At 65.6% G+C, this 18,124-nt stretch carries 13 protein-coding genes; 6 read left to right on the top strand and 7 right to left on the bottom strand.

Features of this window, described 5'->3' with window-relative positions; translation table 11 throughout:
- Window positions 1-11: 11 nt before the first annotated feature.
- Complete coding sequence (locus ACOABP_RS21735; RefSeq protein ID WP_474230223.1) at window positions 12-1,631, bottom strand: methyl-accepting chemotaxis protein; 1,620 nt, start codon at window positions 1,629-1,631, stop codon at window positions 12-14.
- Window positions 1,632-1,920: 289 nt separating this feature from the next.
- Here ACOABP_RS21735 and ACOABP_RS21730 point away from each other — a divergent pair, with 289 nt between their 5' ends.
- Window positions 1,921-3,246, top strand: coding sequence for a putative bifunctional diguanylate cyclase/phosphodiesterase (locus ACOABP_RS21730; RefSeq protein WP_474230221.1), 1,326 nt, complete (start codon window positions 1,921-1,923; stop codon window positions 3,244-3,246).
- 275 nt (window positions 3,247-3,521) lie between these two features.
- Entirely contained in the window at window positions 3,522-6,185 is a 2,664-nt protein-coding gene (locus ACOABP_RS21725) for a DUF6600 domain-containing protein (RefSeq protein ID WP_474230219.1), read from the top strand.
- Between the two features lie 166 nt (window positions 6,186-6,351).
- Here ACOABP_RS21725 and ACOABP_RS21720 read toward each other — a convergent pair whose 3' ends face one another.
- From ACOABP_RS21720 to ACOABP_RS21700, 5 genes are all read right to left on the bottom strand, one after another.
- A complete protein-coding gene (locus ACOABP_RS21720; protein ID WP_066736379.1) occupies window positions 6,352-7,524 on the bottom strand; it encodes an ABC transporter substrate-binding protein in 1,173 nt (390 codons plus the stop codon).
- An 85-nt stretch (window positions 7,525-7,609) separates the two neighbouring features.
- The gene (locus ACOABP_RS21715) at window positions 7,610-8,317 is read right to left on the bottom strand and encodes an ABC transporter ATP-binding protein (protein WP_474230217.1); all 708 of its coding nucleotides are present in this window, start codon (window positions 8,315-8,317) and stop codon (window positions 7,610-7,612) included.
- Window positions 8,304-9,068, bottom strand: coding sequence for an ABC transporter ATP-binding protein (locus ACOABP_RS21710; protein ID WP_474230216.1), 765 nt, complete (start codon window positions 9,066-9,068; stop codon window positions 8,304-8,306). Before ACOABP_RS21710 ends, ACOABP_RS21715 begins: the two co-directional genes overlap by 14 nt.
- Window positions 9,061-10,089, bottom strand: coding sequence for a branched-chain amino acid ABC transporter permease (locus ACOABP_RS21705; protein WP_066736384.1), 1,029 nt, complete (start codon window positions 10,087-10,089; stop codon window positions 9,061-9,063). Before ACOABP_RS21705 ends, ACOABP_RS21710 begins: the two co-directional genes overlap by 8 nt.
- A gap of 13 nt (window positions 10,090-10,102) precedes the next feature.
- Entirely contained in the window at window positions 10,103-10,966 is an 864-nt protein-coding gene (locus ACOABP_RS21700; RefSeq protein ID WP_474230214.1) for a branched-chain amino acid ABC transporter permease, read from the bottom strand.
- A 326-nt stretch (window positions 10,967-11,292) separates the two neighbouring features.
- Between ACOABP_RS21700 and ACOABP_RS21695 the strand changes: the two genes are divergently transcribed.
- From ACOABP_RS21695 to ACOABP_RS21685, 3 genes are read left to right on the top strand one after another with little or no spacing between them, the layout of a single operon-like run.
- A complete protein-coding gene (locus tag ACOABP_RS21695; protein ID WP_474230212.1) occupies window positions 11,293-12,135 on the top strand; it encodes an IclR family transcriptional regulator in 843 nt (280 codons plus the stop codon).
- 30 nt (window positions 12,136-12,165) lie between these two features.
- Window positions 12,166-12,978, top strand: coding sequence for an SDR family oxidoreductase (locus tag ACOABP_RS21690; RefSeq protein ID WP_474230210.1), 813 nt, complete (start codon window positions 12,166-12,168; stop codon window positions 12,976-12,978).
- A gap of 44 nt (window positions 12,979-13,022) precedes the next feature.
- A complete protein-coding gene (locus tag ACOABP_RS21685) occupies window positions 13,023-14,018 on the top strand; it encodes a Bug family tripartite tricarboxylate transporter substrate binding protein (protein WP_474230209.1) in 996 nt (331 codons plus the stop codon).
- Between the two features lie 25 nt (window positions 14,019-14,043).
- Here the strand turns inward: ACOABP_RS21685 and ACOABP_RS21680 are convergent, their stop codons facing one another.
- Complete coding sequence (locus ACOABP_RS21680; RefSeq protein ID WP_474230207.1) at window positions 14,044-14,985, bottom strand: winged helix-turn-helix domain-containing protein; 942 nt, start codon at window positions 14,983-14,985, stop codon at window positions 14,044-14,046.
- 420 nt (window positions 14,986-15,405) lie between these two features.
- On the opposite strand from ACOABP_RS21680, the gene ACOABP_RS21675 reads away from it, so the two are divergent.
- A complete protein-coding gene (locus tag ACOABP_RS21675; protein ID WP_474230205.1) occupies window positions 15,406-18,102 on the top strand; it encodes a glycoside hydrolase family 18 protein in 2,697 nt (898 codons plus the stop codon).
- Window positions 18,103-18,124: the final 22 nt, after the last annotated feature.

Genomic DNA, 18,124 nt, shown 5'->3' with positions numbered 1-18,124 from the left:
GGCGGGTCCGCTCAGACCTTGAAGCGCGACACGCCGCTGCGCAGTTCGTTGGCAACCAGCGTCAGTTCGTCGATGGCCTGGCTTGACTGGCGCAGCGATTCCACGGTCTGCTGGGCGGCTTCGGACAGTTGCATCAGCGCCTGGTTGATCTGCTCGGCGCCGCCGGCCTGGGCCTGCATGCCCTCGTTGACCATCTGCACGCGCGGGGCCAGCGACTGCACCTGGCCGATGATCTGCGACAGCTGGTCGCCCACCTGCGTCACCTCGGACATGCCACGCCGCACTTCTTCCGAGAACTTGTCCATGCCCATCACCCCGGCCGATACGGCCGACTGGATCTCGCGCACAATCTGCTCGATATCGTAGGTGGCCACGGCGGTCTGGTCGGCCAGGCGGCGGATCTCGGTGGCCACCACCGAGAAGCCGCGGCCGTACTCGCCGGCCTTCTCGGCCTCGATCGCGGCGTTGAGCGACAGCAGGTTGGTCTGGTCGGCCACCCGGGCGATGGTGGTCACCACCTGGTTGATATTGCCGGCCTTCTCGTTGAGCGTAGCCAGCCGGGCGTTGACCGACCCGGCGGCATCCATCACGTGGTGCATGGTGGTTTCCATGCGCGACAGCCCCACCTGGCCCGTGCCGGCCAGGCCGGCCGTCTGTTCGGCCGCGTGCGAGACCTCGTTCATGGTGCGGACCAGGTCGCGCGAGGTGGCCGCGATTTCGCGCGACGTGGCGCCGATCTGCGTGGTGGTGGCGGCCGTCTCGGTGGCGGTGGCCTGCTGCTGGCGGGCCGTGGCGGCAATCTCGTTGACCGAGGTCGTGACCTGGATGGCCGAGCGCTGGGCCTGGCCCACCAGCGAGGTCAGCTCGCCGGCCATCTGGTTGAAGCCTGCCTCCACGGCCTGGAATTCGTCGCGGCGGTTCAGCGTCATGCGCTGGCGCAGGTCGCCGCCGCGCATGGTGCCCAGCAGCGAGACGATCGAACGCATCGGGCCGTTGATTGCCCGCAGCAGCAGGTAGCCGCAGACCAGGGCGGCCAGCACGGCGATGGCCAGCGCTACCTCGATGCTGGTCTTGGCGGCGCTCACGGAGTCGATGATGCCGATGGCGGCGCGGTCGTTGACGGCGCCGTTGTCGTCCACCAGCTCCTGCAGCGCCTTGCGGCCGTCAGCCCAGATGTCATGGGCGCTGCTGCGCAGGGCGGCTTCGGCGGTGGCCGTGTCGCGCCAGCGCGTGGGGTCCAGGTACGGTTGGGCTGCCTGCTCATATCTTGCGCGAACATCGAGGAACGCCTTGAAACGGGCGCGATCGTCTTCACGCTGGATCGAGGCGGCATATTGTTTCTGGAGCTTGTCCAGCCGGTGCGTGGCCTCTTCGGTCTGAGACAGCAGCCTGGAGCGCTGGGCCGGGTCGGAAGCCGTCACGGTCTGCCAGGCCAGCACGTAGATCTCGCCCCAGACGCCGCGCATGCCGGCACTGTAGTTCAGGCCGGGCAGCGCGTCGGTACGCATGACCGTGGTTTCATGCTCGATGGCGGACAGCCGGTTGTAGGCTGCCGCGCTCATCAGCGTCATGACCAGCAGGATGAAGGTGAAGCTTGCCAGGATGCGCGTGCGGATGGTCCAGTGGTTCACGGTCGATGGAGTCTCTCGTTGGGCGGACAGCCGCGGCCGGCGGGACCGGCGGGGGCCGTCTGCCAGGGCCCCCACTCGAATAGGGGGTATCCCTCGAACGGGTGGTAGGCGTTTGCGGCGTAGGGTACTGTAACGTCCGGGCCATTTCAACGGCCGACGGCTTCCCGCCAGCCAGGGCCGTTGCGCGGCTGCGGCGCCAATTTGAAGCCCTTGCTTTTTTCAAAGTTTTCGTCACACTTGCCAGATAGCTTGAGCGGGGAAAATGTTCATCACAACTGATAGGGCAGGGATGGTGGCCAAGTCGGAGGCACAGGTGACTGGCGCCTTGCCGCCGGCGGATCTGGATCCGCTGACCGGCGTGGTCGTCCGCCAGGCATTCTTGAAGCGGGTAGAGGCGCGTCTGCATGGCGAGACGACGCCCCGCTTTGCCTTGTTGCTGGTGGGTGTCGACGATTTCCGCGCGTTCAATGACATGCACGGCCACCTGGAAGGCGATGCCGTCCTCCAGCACGTGGCCCGCCGCCTGCGCGACGCCTCGCCGCGCGATGCCGTGGTCGGCCGGGTGGGAGGCGACGAGTTCGGCGTGCTGCTGACCTCCATTTCAGACCCCACATTGGTGCGTCACGTCAGCGCGGCCATCCTGTCGATGCTGTCGGCCCCCTACGAGCTGAACGGCAACCGCCACCATGTGCTGGCGAGCCTGGGTGCCTGCGTGATGCCCGCCGGCGGCGACTCCACGGCCGACGTGCTGGCGGCAGCCAGCCTGGCGCTGGCCCGGGCCAAGCACGACGGCGGCCGGACCATCCGTTTTTTCAAGCCGCAGATGCGTACCGACGTGACGACGCGCCTGTCGCTCGTCCAGGCCCTGCGCGAAGCCTACGCCCAACGCCAGTTTGAATTGCTCTACCAGCCGCAGGTGGATCTGCGCGATGGCCGCGTGGTGGGTGCCGAGGCGCTGATGCGCTGGCGTCATCCCACGCTGGGCCTGCTGACCCCGGCGGCGTTCATCGATGCCCTGGCCGCCAGCAGCGTGGCCGCCGACGTGGGCATGTGGCTGCTGCACACGGCCTGCGCGCAGGCGCGGGCGTGGTCGCTGACCTTCCCAGACGCGCCGCGCGTGGCCATCAACCTGTTTGCCGCCCAACTGGCCGAAAGCCGGCTGCTGACCGAGGTGCGCCACGTGCTGCGCGCGCTGGAACTGCCGCCGGACCGGCTGGAGATCGAGATCACCGAGACCATCGCGCTGCAACAGGGCGACGAGGTGTCAGACCAGCTCCAGGCATTGCGCCGCGATGGCGTGACGCTGACCTGCGACGATTTCGGTACCGGCTATGCCTCGCTGAGTTTCCTGAAGACGTTCCCGGTGGACCGGCTCAAGATCGACCAGTCGTTCATCCGCAACGTTACGCAGGACAGCGTGGATGCCGCCATCGTCCGGTCGGTGATCAATGTCGGCCAGAGCCTGCGGATCGGCGTGGTGGCCGAGGGCGTGGAAACGGCCGAGCAGCGCGACTTCCTGCTGGGCAACGGCTGTATCGAGGCCCAGGGCTACCTGTATGGCCGGCCGATGCCGGCCGACCGCCTGACAGACTTCCTGCGCAACCAGCCGCGCTGAATTCCGGCGCGGGCGCTGATTCCCGAGCCGTAATGCTGCAATGCAGCATCGTCTGCAGGCGGGCTGCCATGCTGGCACCGGCCTGCGCGTATTTCCCCCATCTGCAAGACTTGTATCCACCTTTGTCCCGCACGCCAGCATGAGGCGGCGGGGAAATATGTGCTTACAAAGTCCGGTACACACCCCGGTCGCTGCGCCGTTATCCGATATACGGTGGCAGCGGGTGCATGCCGCCAAGGTCGCCGGCATGGCCCCCCGGAATCAGGTATTCGATCATGCAATCCCGTCATCGCTTCGCGTTCGTGCCAGCCGCCATCGGCCTGGCTGCCGCCCTCTGTGTCCAGGTGAATGCCCGTGCACAGGACTACAACCCCGGCGCCCCCGGCGTGCCTCCCGGCTATATCCAGCAGGATCCTGCCGATGCCAACGTGCTGGGCGATCCGTCCGCGATGGTGGCAGATCCGCCCTCGCGTATCGCCACGGTGACCGAGATGGCCGGCGGCCTCAGTTTTGCGCCCGCCGGCTCGGACGAATGGGCGGCCGTGGGCCTGAACCGGCCGATCACGACCGGCGACCGGCTGTGGGTAGACCCGGGCGGCCGGGCGGAACTGCACGCCGGCACCACTGCCATGCGGCTGGGGGGCGGTACCGCCGCGACGATCCTGAACCTTGACGACCGCGCGACCCAGGTGAAGCTGACCCAGGGCACGCTGCAACTGCGCGTGCGTGCGCTGCCGGCCGACCAGCAGGTCGAGGTGGATACGCCGAACCTGGCATTCGTGCCGCGCGAGCCGGGCGACTACCGGATCGACGTGTCGCCCGACGGCACGTCCACGCTGGTGTCGATGCGCCACGGCAGCGCAGTGCTGTATGGCGATACCCGCTCGATCGAGCTGGCTCGCGGACAGCGCATGCGATTTACGGGCACCGACCTGGCCGACGCAGGCCCCGGCAACTATCCGCCGCCCGACAGCTTCGACCAGTGGACCGCGGCCCGCGATGCCCGAGAGGATGCATCGCCGTCCGCGCGCTATGTGCCGCCCGACATGACCGGCTACACCGCGCTGGACGACTACGGCGACTGGCAACAGGACCCCGGCTATGGCGCCGTGTGGTTCCCGCGCGAAGTGGCGGCGGGCTGGGCGCCGTACAGCACGGGCCACTGGGCCTGGGTGGCGCCGTGGGGCTGGACCTGGATCGACGACGCGCCGTGGGGCTTCGCGCCGTCGCACTACGGGCGTTGGGCCTACTTCGGCAGCCGCTGGGGTTGGGTGCCGGGGCCGGTGGCGGTGCGGCCGTGCTACGCGCCGGCCGTGGTCGGCTTTGTCGGCAGCACCAGCATCCGCATTGGCGGCGGACCGGGCGTGGCCTGGTATCCGCTGGGGCCGCGCGACGTTTACCGGCCGGTGTACCGGGCCAGCCCGCGCTATGTCACGCGTATCAACAACTTTCCCGTGAACAACACGTGGATGCGCGGCGGTGACCGCGACCGCTGGATGAACCGCAATGTGCCGGGCGCGATCACGGGCATGCCGTCACGCAATTTTGTGGAGGGGCGGCCCGTACCGCGTGGCAGCCACCGCGACGAATGGCGCCAGCTGCCTGCAGGCGAGGGGCGCGGCGGCCCGATCATGGGGCCGGTGAAGTCCAGCCTGATCGGCGGTGCGCGGCCGCAGGGGTTGCCGCCGATGGCACGGCAGGGCTTCGAGCGCCAGGCCATTGCCGCGCACCAGCCTGGGCGCGTCGGTGCCGACGACCTGGCCCGCCGCTTTGCGCGCGAAGGCGGTACCGGTGGCGCCGGGCCGGCCTGGCATGGGCCGGCGCCTGGCGCGGATAACCGCCGGCAGGGCCAGCCAGGCCGGGACGACGCGCGGCGCGGCCCGCAACCGGCGCAGGCCTGGCAGCCGGACGTACGCATGAGCCAGGCGGCCCAGCAGGGCCGTGGGCCGGGTCAGCGGCCCGACGGGCTGCGCAGTGGGGTGTCGGATGCCCAGCGCCAGCAGTTCGAGCAGCAGCGTGACCAGCAGCGCCAGATGCACGACCAGCAACGGCAGATGCAGGACCAGCAGCGCTTGTCCACGGACAACCAGCGGCAGCAACAACAGGCGCTGCAACGCCAGATGCAGGATCAACAGCGTCAGATGCAGGATCAGCAGCGGCAATCGCAGGATCAGCAGCGTCGCCAGCAGTTCGACCAGCAGCGCGCCCAGCAGGAACGCCAGCAGCAGGACGTCCAGCGCCAGGCCCAGGAACGCCAGCGTCAGTTCGACCAGCAGCGCGCCCAGCAGGAGCGCCAGCAGCAGGACGTCCAGCGCCAGGCCCAGGAACGCCAGCGTCAGTTCGACCAGCAGCGCGCCCAGCAGGAGCGCCAGCAGCAGGACGTCCAGCGCCAGGCCCAGGAACGCCAGCATCAGTTCGACCAGCAGCGCGCCCAGCAGGAACGCCAGCAGCAGGACGTCCAGCGCCAGGCACAGGAGCGCCAGCGTCAGTTCGACCAGCAGCGCGCCCAGCAGGAACGCCAGCAGCAGGACATGCAGCGCCAGGCCCAGGAACAGCAGCGCCAGCAGATGGAGCAGCAACGCCAGCAGGCCGCACAGCGTCAGCAACTGGAGCAGGCACGCCAGTTCCAGGATCAGCAGCGTCAGCAGTTCGAACAGCAGCGGCAGCAGGCGATGCAACGCCAGCAGATGGAGCAGCAGCGTCAGGCCCAGGAACAGCAGCGGCGCGCGCAGGAGCAACAGCAGCAGATGCAGCAGCAACAGCGGCAGGCGCAGGACCAGCAGCGTCAGTTCCAGGAACAGCAGCGCCAGCAGCAGGACCGGCAACGGCAGTTCCAGGAGCAGCAGCGCCAGCAACAACAACAGCAGCAACAGCAACGGGTGCAGCAGGAGCAGGCGCGACATGGGCAGCAGCAGGCGCGTAACGACGACCGGCGCTGATCCCTGGATACGGTAAAGACAAAGGGCGTCCGGTTGTGCCGGACGCCCTTCGTTTCTCTCCACTTACGCTTTTTTCAGACTGCTACGTCAGTGCTGGCTTGCCCGCCAGCCGGGTACGGCCCCCTCCGCCTCTCTCTCTCCCTCTCTCTTCGGTCCAGCTGCGTCCTTACTTCGCCAGTTCCGACAGGCGCACCGGCTCGATCTTGCCCTTCTGGACCCAGCCCACCACGGTATCGGCCACCGAGCCGCCCTTGGCGTCGATGCCATCCACCTCGTTCGGATTCACTTCCTTGGGCAGCGCCTTCACGGCGTCGGGCATCTTGGCGCGGATCGCCGTGGCATCGGTGGTGGTGCCGGCCAGTTTCATCGCGTTGGCGAGCGCCCAGGTCATCGTGTAGTTCAGCGACATCTCGGTGGTGGCGTCGCGGCCGTCGTGCAGCTTCTTGTAGCGTGCGTTGTAGGCCTGCGCGGCCGGGCGGGCGTCGTTGACCAGCGGCATCACGCCGATCGAGCCTTCCAGCATGGCGAGGCCATTGGTGACCTTCGCCATTTCGTCCATCTTGGCCTGGTCCATGATGATGAAGCCACCCTTGAAGCCCAGTTCGCGGGCCTGTTTGACCACCAGCGCGGTCGGTTCGGACGGCCCGCCCACGAACATCACGTCGGGTTTGTCGGCGATGGCGCGCGACACGCCGGTGTAGAAGTCCGTGGCCTTGGTGTACGACATCGGGTTGTTGCCCACCACCTTGCCGCCGGCGCCTTCCCAGGCCGGCACGAACGCCTGTACCCACGCCTTGGCGTAGTCGTGATCGGCCGGCACCATCGCCACGTTCTTGCCATAGCGCTTCATCTGCGCCTTCACGAACGGCTCGATGTAGCCGGTGTAGGCCGGAGGGATGCGAATGGTGAGCTTGTTGCCCGCGTCGGTGATGCGCGGCACGCTGGAATAGGCCATGACCAGGAATTTCTCCTGCTCGTTGAACGCCTGCAGCGCAAAGATGCCCCCCGAGTGCGGCACGAACACGGCCGGCGTCTTGTGCTGCTGCACCAGGCGGCGTGCGTTGATGGCGGCCTCGGCCGGCGCGTACTTGTCGTCCAGTGCCACCACTTCGAGCTTGACCTTCTTGCCGGCTACCTGCAGGCCCGAGGCGTTGATTTCATCCACGGCCATCTGGATGCCGGACAGCACATTCTTGCCATAGAGCGCGGCGCCGCCGGACAGCGGGCCCGTGTAGCCGATCTTGACCACTTCCTGCGCCGCTGCCGGCGACGAGGCGATGATGGCGGCGGCTGCGCACGTAGCCAGCGCGAAGAAACGACCCAATGTCTTGTGTTGCATGTGTTGTCTCCTTTGGATTCTATTGTTTACGCCGTTCTTTCTCCCCTCTCCCGCAGGCGGGAAAGGGGAGAAAACCCGTCAAACCTCACCCGCCGATATACGCCTTGCGAATTCCCTCGTCCTTCAGCAGCGCGTCGCGGTCGCCTTCCATCACGATGCGGCCGCTTTCGATGACATAGGCGCGATGGGCGATGCCAAGCGCCGCGTAGGCGTTCTGTTCCGCCAGCAGCACCGTGGTGCCGGCGCGGTTGATGCGCTGGATCACCTCGAACATCTGCTTGACCACCAGCGGCGCCAGCCCCAGCGACGGTTCGTCCAGCAGCAGGGCGCGGGGGCGGCCCATCAGCGCGCGGCCCAGTGCCACCATCTGCTGTTGCCCGCCGGACAACGAGCCGGCCGGATCGTCCTTCTTCTGGCGCAGGATCGGGAACATCTCGTAGACCTCTTCCAGCGTCGTCCTGATGCCAGGGCGGTCGCGCCGATGCACATACGCGCCCAGCGTCAGGTTTTTCTCGACGCTCATGGCCGGAAACAGCTTGCGGCCCTCGGGGCAATGCACCAGCCCGGCCTGCACGATCTGCGACGGCTTCATGCCGCCCAGTTCGCGGCCATCGAAGCGCATGCTGCCGCCGCTGGTGCGGTGGATGCCGCTCATCGCCAGGAAGATCGAACTCTTGCCTGCGCCGTTGGCGCCCAGCAGCACCACCAGCTCGCCGGCCTTGGCATGCAATGTGATGTTGTCCAGCGCGCGGAAGCTGCCGTACGACAGCGAGACACGTTCAAGCTGCAACATGGTCGGCTCCCAGGTAGGCTTCGATGACGCGCGGGTCCTGCTGGATCTGCGCGGGCGTGCCCTCGGCGATCTTCTCGCCGTAGTTGAGCACCATGATCTTGTCGGCCAGCCGCATGATCATGTCCATCTTGTGTTCGATCAGGCAGACCGTCTTGCCATGGCGCACCATCTTGCGGATCAGCTCCGCCAGGCCTACGGTTTCCTCGGGGTTCACGCCGCCGGCCGGTTCGTCGAGCAGCAGCAGGTCGGGGTCGGTGGCCAGCGCCAGCGCAAAGGCCACGCGCTTGCGGGCTTCCTGCGTGATGTCGGCGGCCACTTCATGCGCCAGGTGCGACAGGCCGACAAAGTCGAGCGCGGCCTCGGCCTTCTCGCGGCAGAGCTTTTCTTCCTCGCGCAGACGGCGCGAGTTGAGCAGCACGTCGACCAGGCCAGACCGGGTGCGCAGGCGGTGGCCGACGATCAGGTTGTCCAGCACCGTGGCACGGTCGAACAGCGCGGTCGCCTGGAACGTGCGGGCCACGCCCAGCCGGGCGATCTGGTCGGCGCGCAGGCCGGCCACGTCCTGGCCCTTGAACAGGATCTGGCCCGAAGACGGCGCATGCGTGCCGGCAATCAGGTTGAAGAACGTGGTCTTGCCCGCGCCATTGGGGCCGATGATCGCGTTGATATGGCCGGCTTCGAACGTCACGGAAACATCGTGTACCGCGGTCAGGCCGCCAAACTTCTTGGTCAGGTTGCGGATCTCAAGCATTCTCGGCTCCCGGGCGGGTGGTGGGGACGGGGGCGGGCTGCGCCGCCCGTGCAGCGGCCAGCTGGCCACGGCGCTGCGCCGCGGCACGGCGCGCCTGGCGCTTGAGGAACGACCCCACGATGCCATCGGGCACGAAGATGATCAGCAGGATCAGCACCGGGCCGAACACCAGCATGCGGTAGTCCTGCAGGAACTGCAGGGTCTGCGTGACCCAGGGCACCAGCACCGCGCCCAGCAGCGGACCCAGCAGCGTGCCCGTGCCGCCCACCAGCATCGACATCACCATGTCGAACGTGATGTCGGTGCGGGCGATGTCCGGCCCCAGGAAGCGCACCTGGCCGGCATAGAGCGCACCGGCAAAACCGGCGTACGCCACCGACAGCACGAACGACAGTACCTTGGTGCGCATCAGGTTGATGCCCAGCGCCTCGGCCAGCGCATCGCTGTTGCGCACGGCCATGAAACTGCGGCCCAGCAGCGAGCCGACGATGCGGTGCATGACGAACGTGCCCACGGCCAGGAAGAACAGCACCATGTAGTACTGCGCCTGCACGCTGTCGAACGTAACGGGTCCGATCGCGGCCGGCACCGGGATGCCGATCAGCCCCACGGCGCCGTGCGTCAGGCCTTCCCACTTTTCGATCACCAGGTAGATGATGTAGCCCACGCAGAGCGTGAAGATCGAGAAGTAATGCCCCTTCAGGCGCAGCGACACCAGGCCCACGCCATACCCCAGCACCATGCAGACCACGCCCGACAGCGCGAAGGCCAGCCAGAACGGCATCTGGTGGTCCACCGTCAGGATGCCCAGCGTATAGGCGCCGATCGCCATGAAACCGCCGTGCGCCAGGTTGAGCTGACCCGTGTAGCCGGTCAGCAGGTTCAGGCCGAGCGTGGCAATGGCCGTGATGAACGCGAGCGTCATCACGGTCAGGAAGTAGCTGTTGGGAACCACCAGCGGAAACGCAATGGCGGCCGCCAGCAGCAGCGCCCAGCCCGTCTTGCCTTGCAGTGCTTTCATGTTGGTGTCCTCCTCAGGCGGCGCGGCCGGCGAACAGGCCCTGCGGGCGCACCGACAGGATGATCACGAGCAGCAGGAAAGCGATGATGTCCTTGTAGTCGGTGGAGATGTAGAAGCCACCGAAGCTCTCGGCCATGCCGATGATCAGCCCGCCGACGATGGCGCCGGGAATGCTGCCCATGCCGCCCAGGATGATGATCACGAACGCCTTGGTGATCACCAGGTTGCCCATGCTCGGGTACACGAGATTGATCGGGGCGTAGAGCGTGGCGGCAATCGCGGCCAGCGCCCCGGAGATGGCGAACACCAGCAGCGTGACCCGCGTGGCATCGATGCCGACCAGTGCCGCGCCTTCGCGGTTCTGGGCCATCGCCATGATCGTGGACCCGGTGACCGTGCGCGTCAGGAACAGGTGCAGCAGCACCATCAGCCCGAACGCGGCCACGATGATCAGCAGGCGCTGCAGCGGCGCGGTAAGGCCGAAGATTTCCACCATCTGGCCGTACGGCGTGGGCATGCGATGGAAGTCGGCACCCCACAGCGCCTGCGCGCCGGCTTCGAGAAACAGCAGGATGCCGATGGCGGCGATCATGTCGTGGATCTCGGGCGCATTGCGCAGCGGATGGAAGACCAGGCGATCGGCAAGCATCGACAGCACGGCCACCACCGCGGCGGCGGCCAGCATCGCCAGCCAGTAATTCAGGCCGAGCGTGGTCATGGCGTAGTACGACACATACGCCCCTGCCATGTAGAACGCGCCGTGCGCGAAGTTGGGCACATGCAGGATGCCGTAGACAAGGGTTAGTCCCAATGCCACGAGGCTGTAGACGCCGCCCAGTGTGAGACCGTTGAGGAACTGCTGGAAAAACAATGCCATGCGTTGTCTCCTTGCGTTGGTGTGCCGTGACGGCACCCGCGCTGTCTCTGACGCCGTGTCGCGTTCTCGCACGGTCGTTCGTTTTCGGCGACTTTGCATAGCGTTTCAGCGAGCGTCAAGCAATCGGACGTAGTATTCCGCTACGCGAAATAGAGGGGCCGCATGCCACCGTGCCACGTCCGTGAATTCCCTGATTTCAGCCTGCAAGTAGCCCGGGGCGGAGCGGCGTGGGGCATATTGGCTGCGATATTTACCGCGCGTATGGCCCCAATGATTTCGCTACATAGCGTCGTGCATCGGGCACGGAAACTGATATCAATCGCACCATGAAGCGCACGACCTCGATTCCGCAGCCGCCCGATTCCGCACTGGTGTCGCGCGAGGCCGCGCACCCGATGGATGGCGAGGACCGTAACTTCGTTACGGCGCTGGCGCGCGGGCTGGAGTTGCTGCGCGCCTTCGGCCCCGACGATGACTTCCTGGGCAACGCGGAACTGTCGCGGCGTACGGGTATTCCCCGACCCACGGTGTCGCGGCTCACCTACACGCTGGCAAGCGTCGGCTATCTCGTCTACGTGGAAGACCAGGAGAAGTACCGCATCGGCCAGGGCGCGATGCTGCCTGGTCAGCGCTATCTGTCCGGCGCGGGCATCCGCAATATCGCGCAGCCGCTGATGCAGTCGCTTGCATTTGCCACGGGATGTACCGTAGCGCTGGCGGCGCCGGATCGGCACGACATGCTCTACCTGGAGGTCTGCCAGCCGCGTGGCGCGCTGGTCATGCGTCTGACGCCGGGGTCGCGGCTGCCGATGGCGACGTCGGCCATCGGCCGTGCCTGGCTGGCAGGACTGCCGGCGCAGCGCCGCATGGCCGTACTGGCGGAGCTGGAGCGCCAGCACGGCACGCGCTGGCCTGGCGTGCGCACCAGGCTGGAACGCGCCATGCGCGAGCACGCGCGCCGGGGCTTCTGCGTGGCCCATGCGGAATGGGACAGGTCTGTCAGCGGCGCTGCGGCGCCGGTCCGGTTGCTGGATGGCTCCGAAGTGCTGTCGATCAATATCGGCGGTGCTTCTACGCGCCTGTCTCCCGAAGTCCTGGAAGGCAATCTCGGGCCGCGAATTCGCGAACTGGCCGACACGCTTGCAACGCGGCTATGGCAACCCGCGTGACGGAATTCTGAAAACGAGAAGGAGATATTGATGGACATTCGCAACAAGACTGTGATCGTCACGGGTGGCGGCACCGGCATCGGACGTGCGCTGGTACTGGCATTTGCCCAGGCCGGCGCGCGTGGCGTGGCCGTGGCGGATATCGATGCCGCCGGCGCGGCGCAGGTGGCCGGCGAAGCGGCAGCCGTCGCACCGGAGTGCCAGGTGTTCTCGCAGCGCGTGGACGTGGCCGACGCTGCCGCCGTGCAGGGTCTGGTCGATACCGCCACGCAGCGCTTTGGTCAGGTCGACGTCTTCTGCTCGAATGCCGGCATCATCCTGCGCAAGGGCCTGGACGCGTCCGCCGACGAATGGCAGGGGATCTGGAACATCAACGTCATGGCCCATATCCACGCTGCAAAGGCCGTGCTGCCGCAGATGCTGGAGCGCGGCGACGGGTACCTGGTCAATACGGTGTCCGCCGCCGGCCTGTTGTCGCAGATCGGCTCGGCGCCGTATGCCGTGACCAAGCACGCGGCCATCGGCTTTGCCGAATGGCTGTCGATCACGTACGGCGACCGTGGCATCAAGGTGAGTTGCATCTGCCCGCAGGGCGTGCAGACGAAGATGCTGTTTGGCGAGGACGGCGAGCGCAAGGGGTTCCTGCAGGCGGGGTCCGTCACGCCGGAGCACGTGGCCGAGAAGACGCTGGAGGGCATGGCCGCCGAGAGCTTCCTGGTGCTGCCGCATCCGGAAGTACTGGAATACTATCGCCGCAAAGGGCAGGACTATGATCGATGGCTGCGTGGCATGCGTCGCCTGCACGATCAGGTGTCAAAGGAATTCGGCAATATCGTCGTCTAGCAGCAACCCGCTTCCAAATAAAAATCGATTCAGGAGACAGAATCATGCGTGCTCGAATGATCCGGCGCCGCCAGGTGCTGGGGATGCTGGCCGCCACGGCCACCCTCGCCGTGGTGTCCGCAGCGCCTGCCGCGCAGGCCGCCGACGCCTACCCCACAAAGCCCGTCCGTATCGTGGTGGGTTTTCCGAGTGGCGGGGCACCCGATATCCTGGCACGCATCTTCTCCGAGAAATTCTCTCTGGGCCAGCCGGTGGTGGTCGACAACAAGCCCGGTGCGGGCGGCAATATCGGCGGCGAGGCGGTGGCCCATGCCGCCCCGGACGGCTACACGCTGGCCATGGGCACCGTGGGCACGCACTCGATCAACGGCGCGCTCTACAGCAAGATGCCGTATGACATGGTGAAGGACTTCACGCCGGTGATCCTGGTGGCGTCAACGCCGAACGTGCTGGTGGTGCATCCGTCGGTGCCGGCAAAGAACGTGCAGGAACTGATTGCGCTGGCCAAGTCGAAGCCGGGGCAACTGACGTTCGGCACGCCCGGGGTGGGCACGTCGCTGCATGTGGCGGGCGAACTGTTCAACACCATGGCCGGCACGAAGATCGTCCACGTGCCGTACAAGGGGCGGGCCATGGCGATTCCGGACCTTCTGGGTGGCCATATCACGATGATGTTTGACAACCTGCCTTCGGCGCTGCCGGTGGTGAAGGAAGGCAAGCTCCGTGCGCTGGGCGTAACCAGCGCGCAGCGCTCGGCGTCGGCGCCGGACATTCCCACTATCGCGGAACAGGGCCTGCCCGGCTACGAGGCCACCTCGTGGTTTGCGATCTTCGCTCCGGCCCACACGCCCAAGGACGTGGTGGCCAAGCTCAACGCGGAGCTGAACCGCATCTTCACGCTGCCCGACGTCCAGACCAAGCTGAAGACGCTGGGCCTGGACCCCGTGCTGGGCACGCCCGAGAAGCTGGCCGAATATCAGCGCAGCGAGATTGCCAAGTGGGCCAAGGTGGTCAAGGACTCCGGCGCGAAGGCCGAATGACGGCATGAAGCGGGGCGGCTAGCGGTCAGATGACGCGGGCCGCCGCGCCAGTCTGCGGACGAAATCGGTAGCCCACCTTCGGCACCGCCGAAACGCAGCTGTCCAGCCCTAGCGGATGCAGCGCGCGCCGCAGCCGCGATACCAGCTGCGTCAGGCAGTTCTCGTCCACCATCGCAGCCGGCCCCCAGACCGCGGCGATGATCTGCTGCCGCGACATGACCTTCTCGCCGTGGTCCTTCAGTACGATCAGCAGCCGCAATTCGAAGCGCGTCAGCTTGGCGATAACGCCATGACAGGAGATGATGCCCTGAGACTCGTCGATATGGAGCGCATCGTCGATATCCGAGAACGTCGAAGCTGATGACGTGGAGATCGGCATGCCAAGGCGCGCGAGCACATGGGCCAGTCCACGTGCCTGCTCCAGTCCGGATTCCGCCGGCGGCACCGTCTCCGGTGCGGGCGGCACGGTAGTGATGTATGGGACCGGAATGAACCGGTAGCCCTGGCGCGGCACTGTCACGATATGGGCGTCGAGGCTGACCGGACTCAGCGCCTTGCGCAGACGGTAGACCAGTTGTACGAGGTAAAGCTCGTCCACCAGCGCCGCGCGTTTTCCCCATACGCCCTTGAGCAGGGAATCGCGCGATTTGATGGCGGGCTTGCCTTCTACCAGCAGGCGCAGCAGTTTCTTTTGCTGGCCGGTTATCTTCGCTACCACGCCGCCGCGTAATACACGGTCGGTGTCCCAATCAAAAAATACCGAATCGCTATTCCGGATCATTTCGATTACCCCACGTCGTCTGCAATGGACGACAAGCGTATCGATCCGCAGAAATAGCTCCCATGGAAGATATTTCTTTCGGTATCTGACCCGCACGGGTGACGACTCAATGTCGTTCTCTGCCGTATATCGCCAATTATTGAAACAATGGATGGTGCACAGTGCCTGAAATCTTCGTGTCGACAAGAATATCCGCACGCTTTGTCCATTTGTCAGTACAAGATGACCTGACGATATTAATGTCTGTGCGCCAAGGATACTGCCCGCATCTTAACCCATTCGGGTATTAATTCATTGCGCCAATCAGGCAATGGCGGATCGATGGATTTGCGAGAATCCACGTCATCCATTTGTCGCGATAGTTCACGAACGATCCATGTGCGGGGATTTCCTCGTGTTGGTGCGTAACGCTGAATCGCATATACGCACACGGATAAGTTTCGAGAATCCGGATGGAACGGATATCACCGTCAATATTCCACGCCGAATCCATGTCATTGCAGTTGCGTCGGTAGAAAGATGCGTCTGGCCGCCGGTAATGCCGACCCGAATCGAAAAGGTCTGGTGCGCTGACGGCATTCAAACCATTCTGCAAGGACAGATGTCATGACAAAGAAATCGTGTGACAGCAACGACCAACCGGCCGCTCAGGCTACCCAGGGGCGTGCTGGCTGGAACTCGCGCACGTATCGCAGCGGGGACCCCTCGGATACCGAACCGCCGCGCGTACCGCGCCGCCGTTTCGCCGGTGTGCGCAACCAGCTGGGCAGCGGGCGCACCAACAGCAAGCTGGTCTACGCGGAAGATCCGGGCGATCCCAATATCCCGGATTCGAAGGGCGCGTCGGATCGCACCTACAAGCAGAACAACTTCGAGCCAGCAACTGAGGTAGAGAAGTACTCGTACACGTCGACGCGGGTCGCCAAGCGTGTGTACAACACCTATGGCGCCACGCAGCAGGCAACGCAGGTGTTCGGCTACTACACCGACTGGTCGCAGTACGATGGCCGGCTGGATGGCAATTACGCCAATAGTGCAGCGGGTCGTGGTACGGACCTGATGCTGCTCAATGCATCGGCGTATGACCGCCTGATCATCGGCTTCGCCGGCATCGTGGGCGACACGGGCGAGAAGCAGTACACGATCGACCAGGCAGCGGTGGACTTCGGCAAGAAGCTCAACGAAGCCACCTTCACAGATCCGTGGGGCGATGTGGCGTCGTATCGCAACGTGGGCTTCAGCGGCTGGGTCAGCAACGACTATCGCGAGCTGTTCGACCAGAGCAAGGCCCAAGGCATCCTGGGTGGCCTGGCAAAGCTCAAGCAGCAGAATCCGAACCTGAAGCTGTCGTTCAGCCTGGGCGGCTGGACCATGAGCGGTGCCTTCCACGCGGTGGCGGCCGATGCCACCAAGCGCCAGACGCTGATCGAGAGCATCGCCTACATCTTCGACCGGTTCCCGATGTTCACCGAGGTTGACCTGGACTGGGAATATCCGGGCATGCCGGGCGCAGGTAATCCGCACGGCCCCGAGGACGCTGCCAACTTCCAGGCGCTGGTGCGCGGCATCAAGCAGCGCCTGCCCAGCGTACGCGTATCCATTGCCGCGGGTGCGGCAATGGACACGATGCTCGCCGCCGACATTCCGGGCATGCTGGCCGCCGGCGTCGAAGGCATCAACCTGATGACGTACGACTTCTTCGGCACGCCCTGGGCCGAGAAGCTGGCCCACCACACGAACCTGTTCGACTACGAGGGCAGCCAGTTCAGCATCGACAAATCGGTGCAGTACCTGCTGAGCGTGGGCGTGCCGTCGCAGAACATCTTTGTGGGCTATGCGGCATACAGCCGCAGCGCACGCAATGCCGTGATCGACAACTGGTCACCGCTGGTGGGTACTTACAGTCCCGGCGCCGGTACCACCACCGGGACGTATGAGTCGGGTGCCAGCGAGTACTACGACATTCTGTACAACTACCTCGACCTGGAAAACCGCACGGCCATCAACGGGTTCAACCTGTACACCGACCAGGAGGCCGACGCCGATTACCTGTACAACCCGGAAACCGGCCTGTTCCTGTCGATCGACACGCCCCGTTCGGTGAAGGCCAAGGGCACGTATGTGCTCAACAACAAGCTGGGCGGCCTGTTCACCTGGACCATCGACATGGACAACGGCGTGCTGCTTAACGCGGCGCGCGAGGGCCTGGGGGCGCCGGTGAAGACCGAGGTCATCGACATGGAGCCCTTGTATTTCGAAGGGATCAACACCGAGAACATGAACGCCACGGTGGCCGTGATCGAAGGACCGACGGAGGCATTCGAGGGCGAGCTTGTGTCGTTCTCCGGCCTGCGGTCGTGGGGTGCTGAGCCGCTCACCTACAAGTGGAGCGCGCCCGGGCTGACCTTCCTCGACGGCAAGACCACTGCCGTGGTGGAGGGCCTGCTGCCGCTGGTCACCCGTACGTACACGGTGACGTTGACCGTGACCGACGTCAACGGCAAGACGGCCACGGACACCCAGAGCCTGGTTGTCAAGAAGAAGACCCAGGAACCGCCCACGTCGCGGATCACCGTACTGCTGGAATCGGGCACGCCGTACGCACTGTCCGCCGAAGCCTCGTTCGACCCCGATGACAATCCGCTGACCTATGTCTGGGATGCGCCCGACCTGCCCTTCGACGGCAGTACGGACGAACTGGTGGAAGGCACCGCGCCGTCGGTCACGACGCCGACCGACTACTGGGTCAAGCTGAGCGTGAACGACGGCACCGAAACCGACCAGAGCGCCATCTTCCTGACGGTGGTGCCCGGCGAGGCATCGGAAGGTGATGTGGTGGCCGTGATCACGGGTCGCACGCAGGTGGAAAGTGGCGCGCCGATCCAGCTGTCGGCCAGCGACTCCAGCGGCCCGCCGCCGCTGCTGTTCTCGTGGACGGCACGCGGCCTGTCGTTCGATGGCGCGGATTCCGTGACGGTCAATGCCAACGCACCGCTGGTGGATCGGGACACCATCATCGAGGTGACGCTGACAGCCCAGGGCCTGGCCGGTACCGGCGACAAGGACGCCACGTCGGTGCAACTGCGTGTGCTGGCAGGCGGCAGTTCGGATACCGCGGGTACGTGGCGTCCGCAGTCCTACGAGACCGGTGCCGAGGTCACCAACAAGTACCAGGGCCAGGCGCTGCACAAGTACCGTGCCAAGTGGTGGGTCGGTGCTGATCAGGAGCCCGGCGATCCGAACTTTACGTCGACAGTCGAAGGCGGCGATTCCAAGCCGTGGCTCGACCTGGGCGCAGTCTGATCCAAACCGAGAAGGACCCTGC

The organism is Cupriavidus sp. HE11, assembly GCF_056097175.1.
Note: the sequence above shows the minus strand (reverse complement) of the source record. Positions and strands in the feature narration are given on the sequence as shown.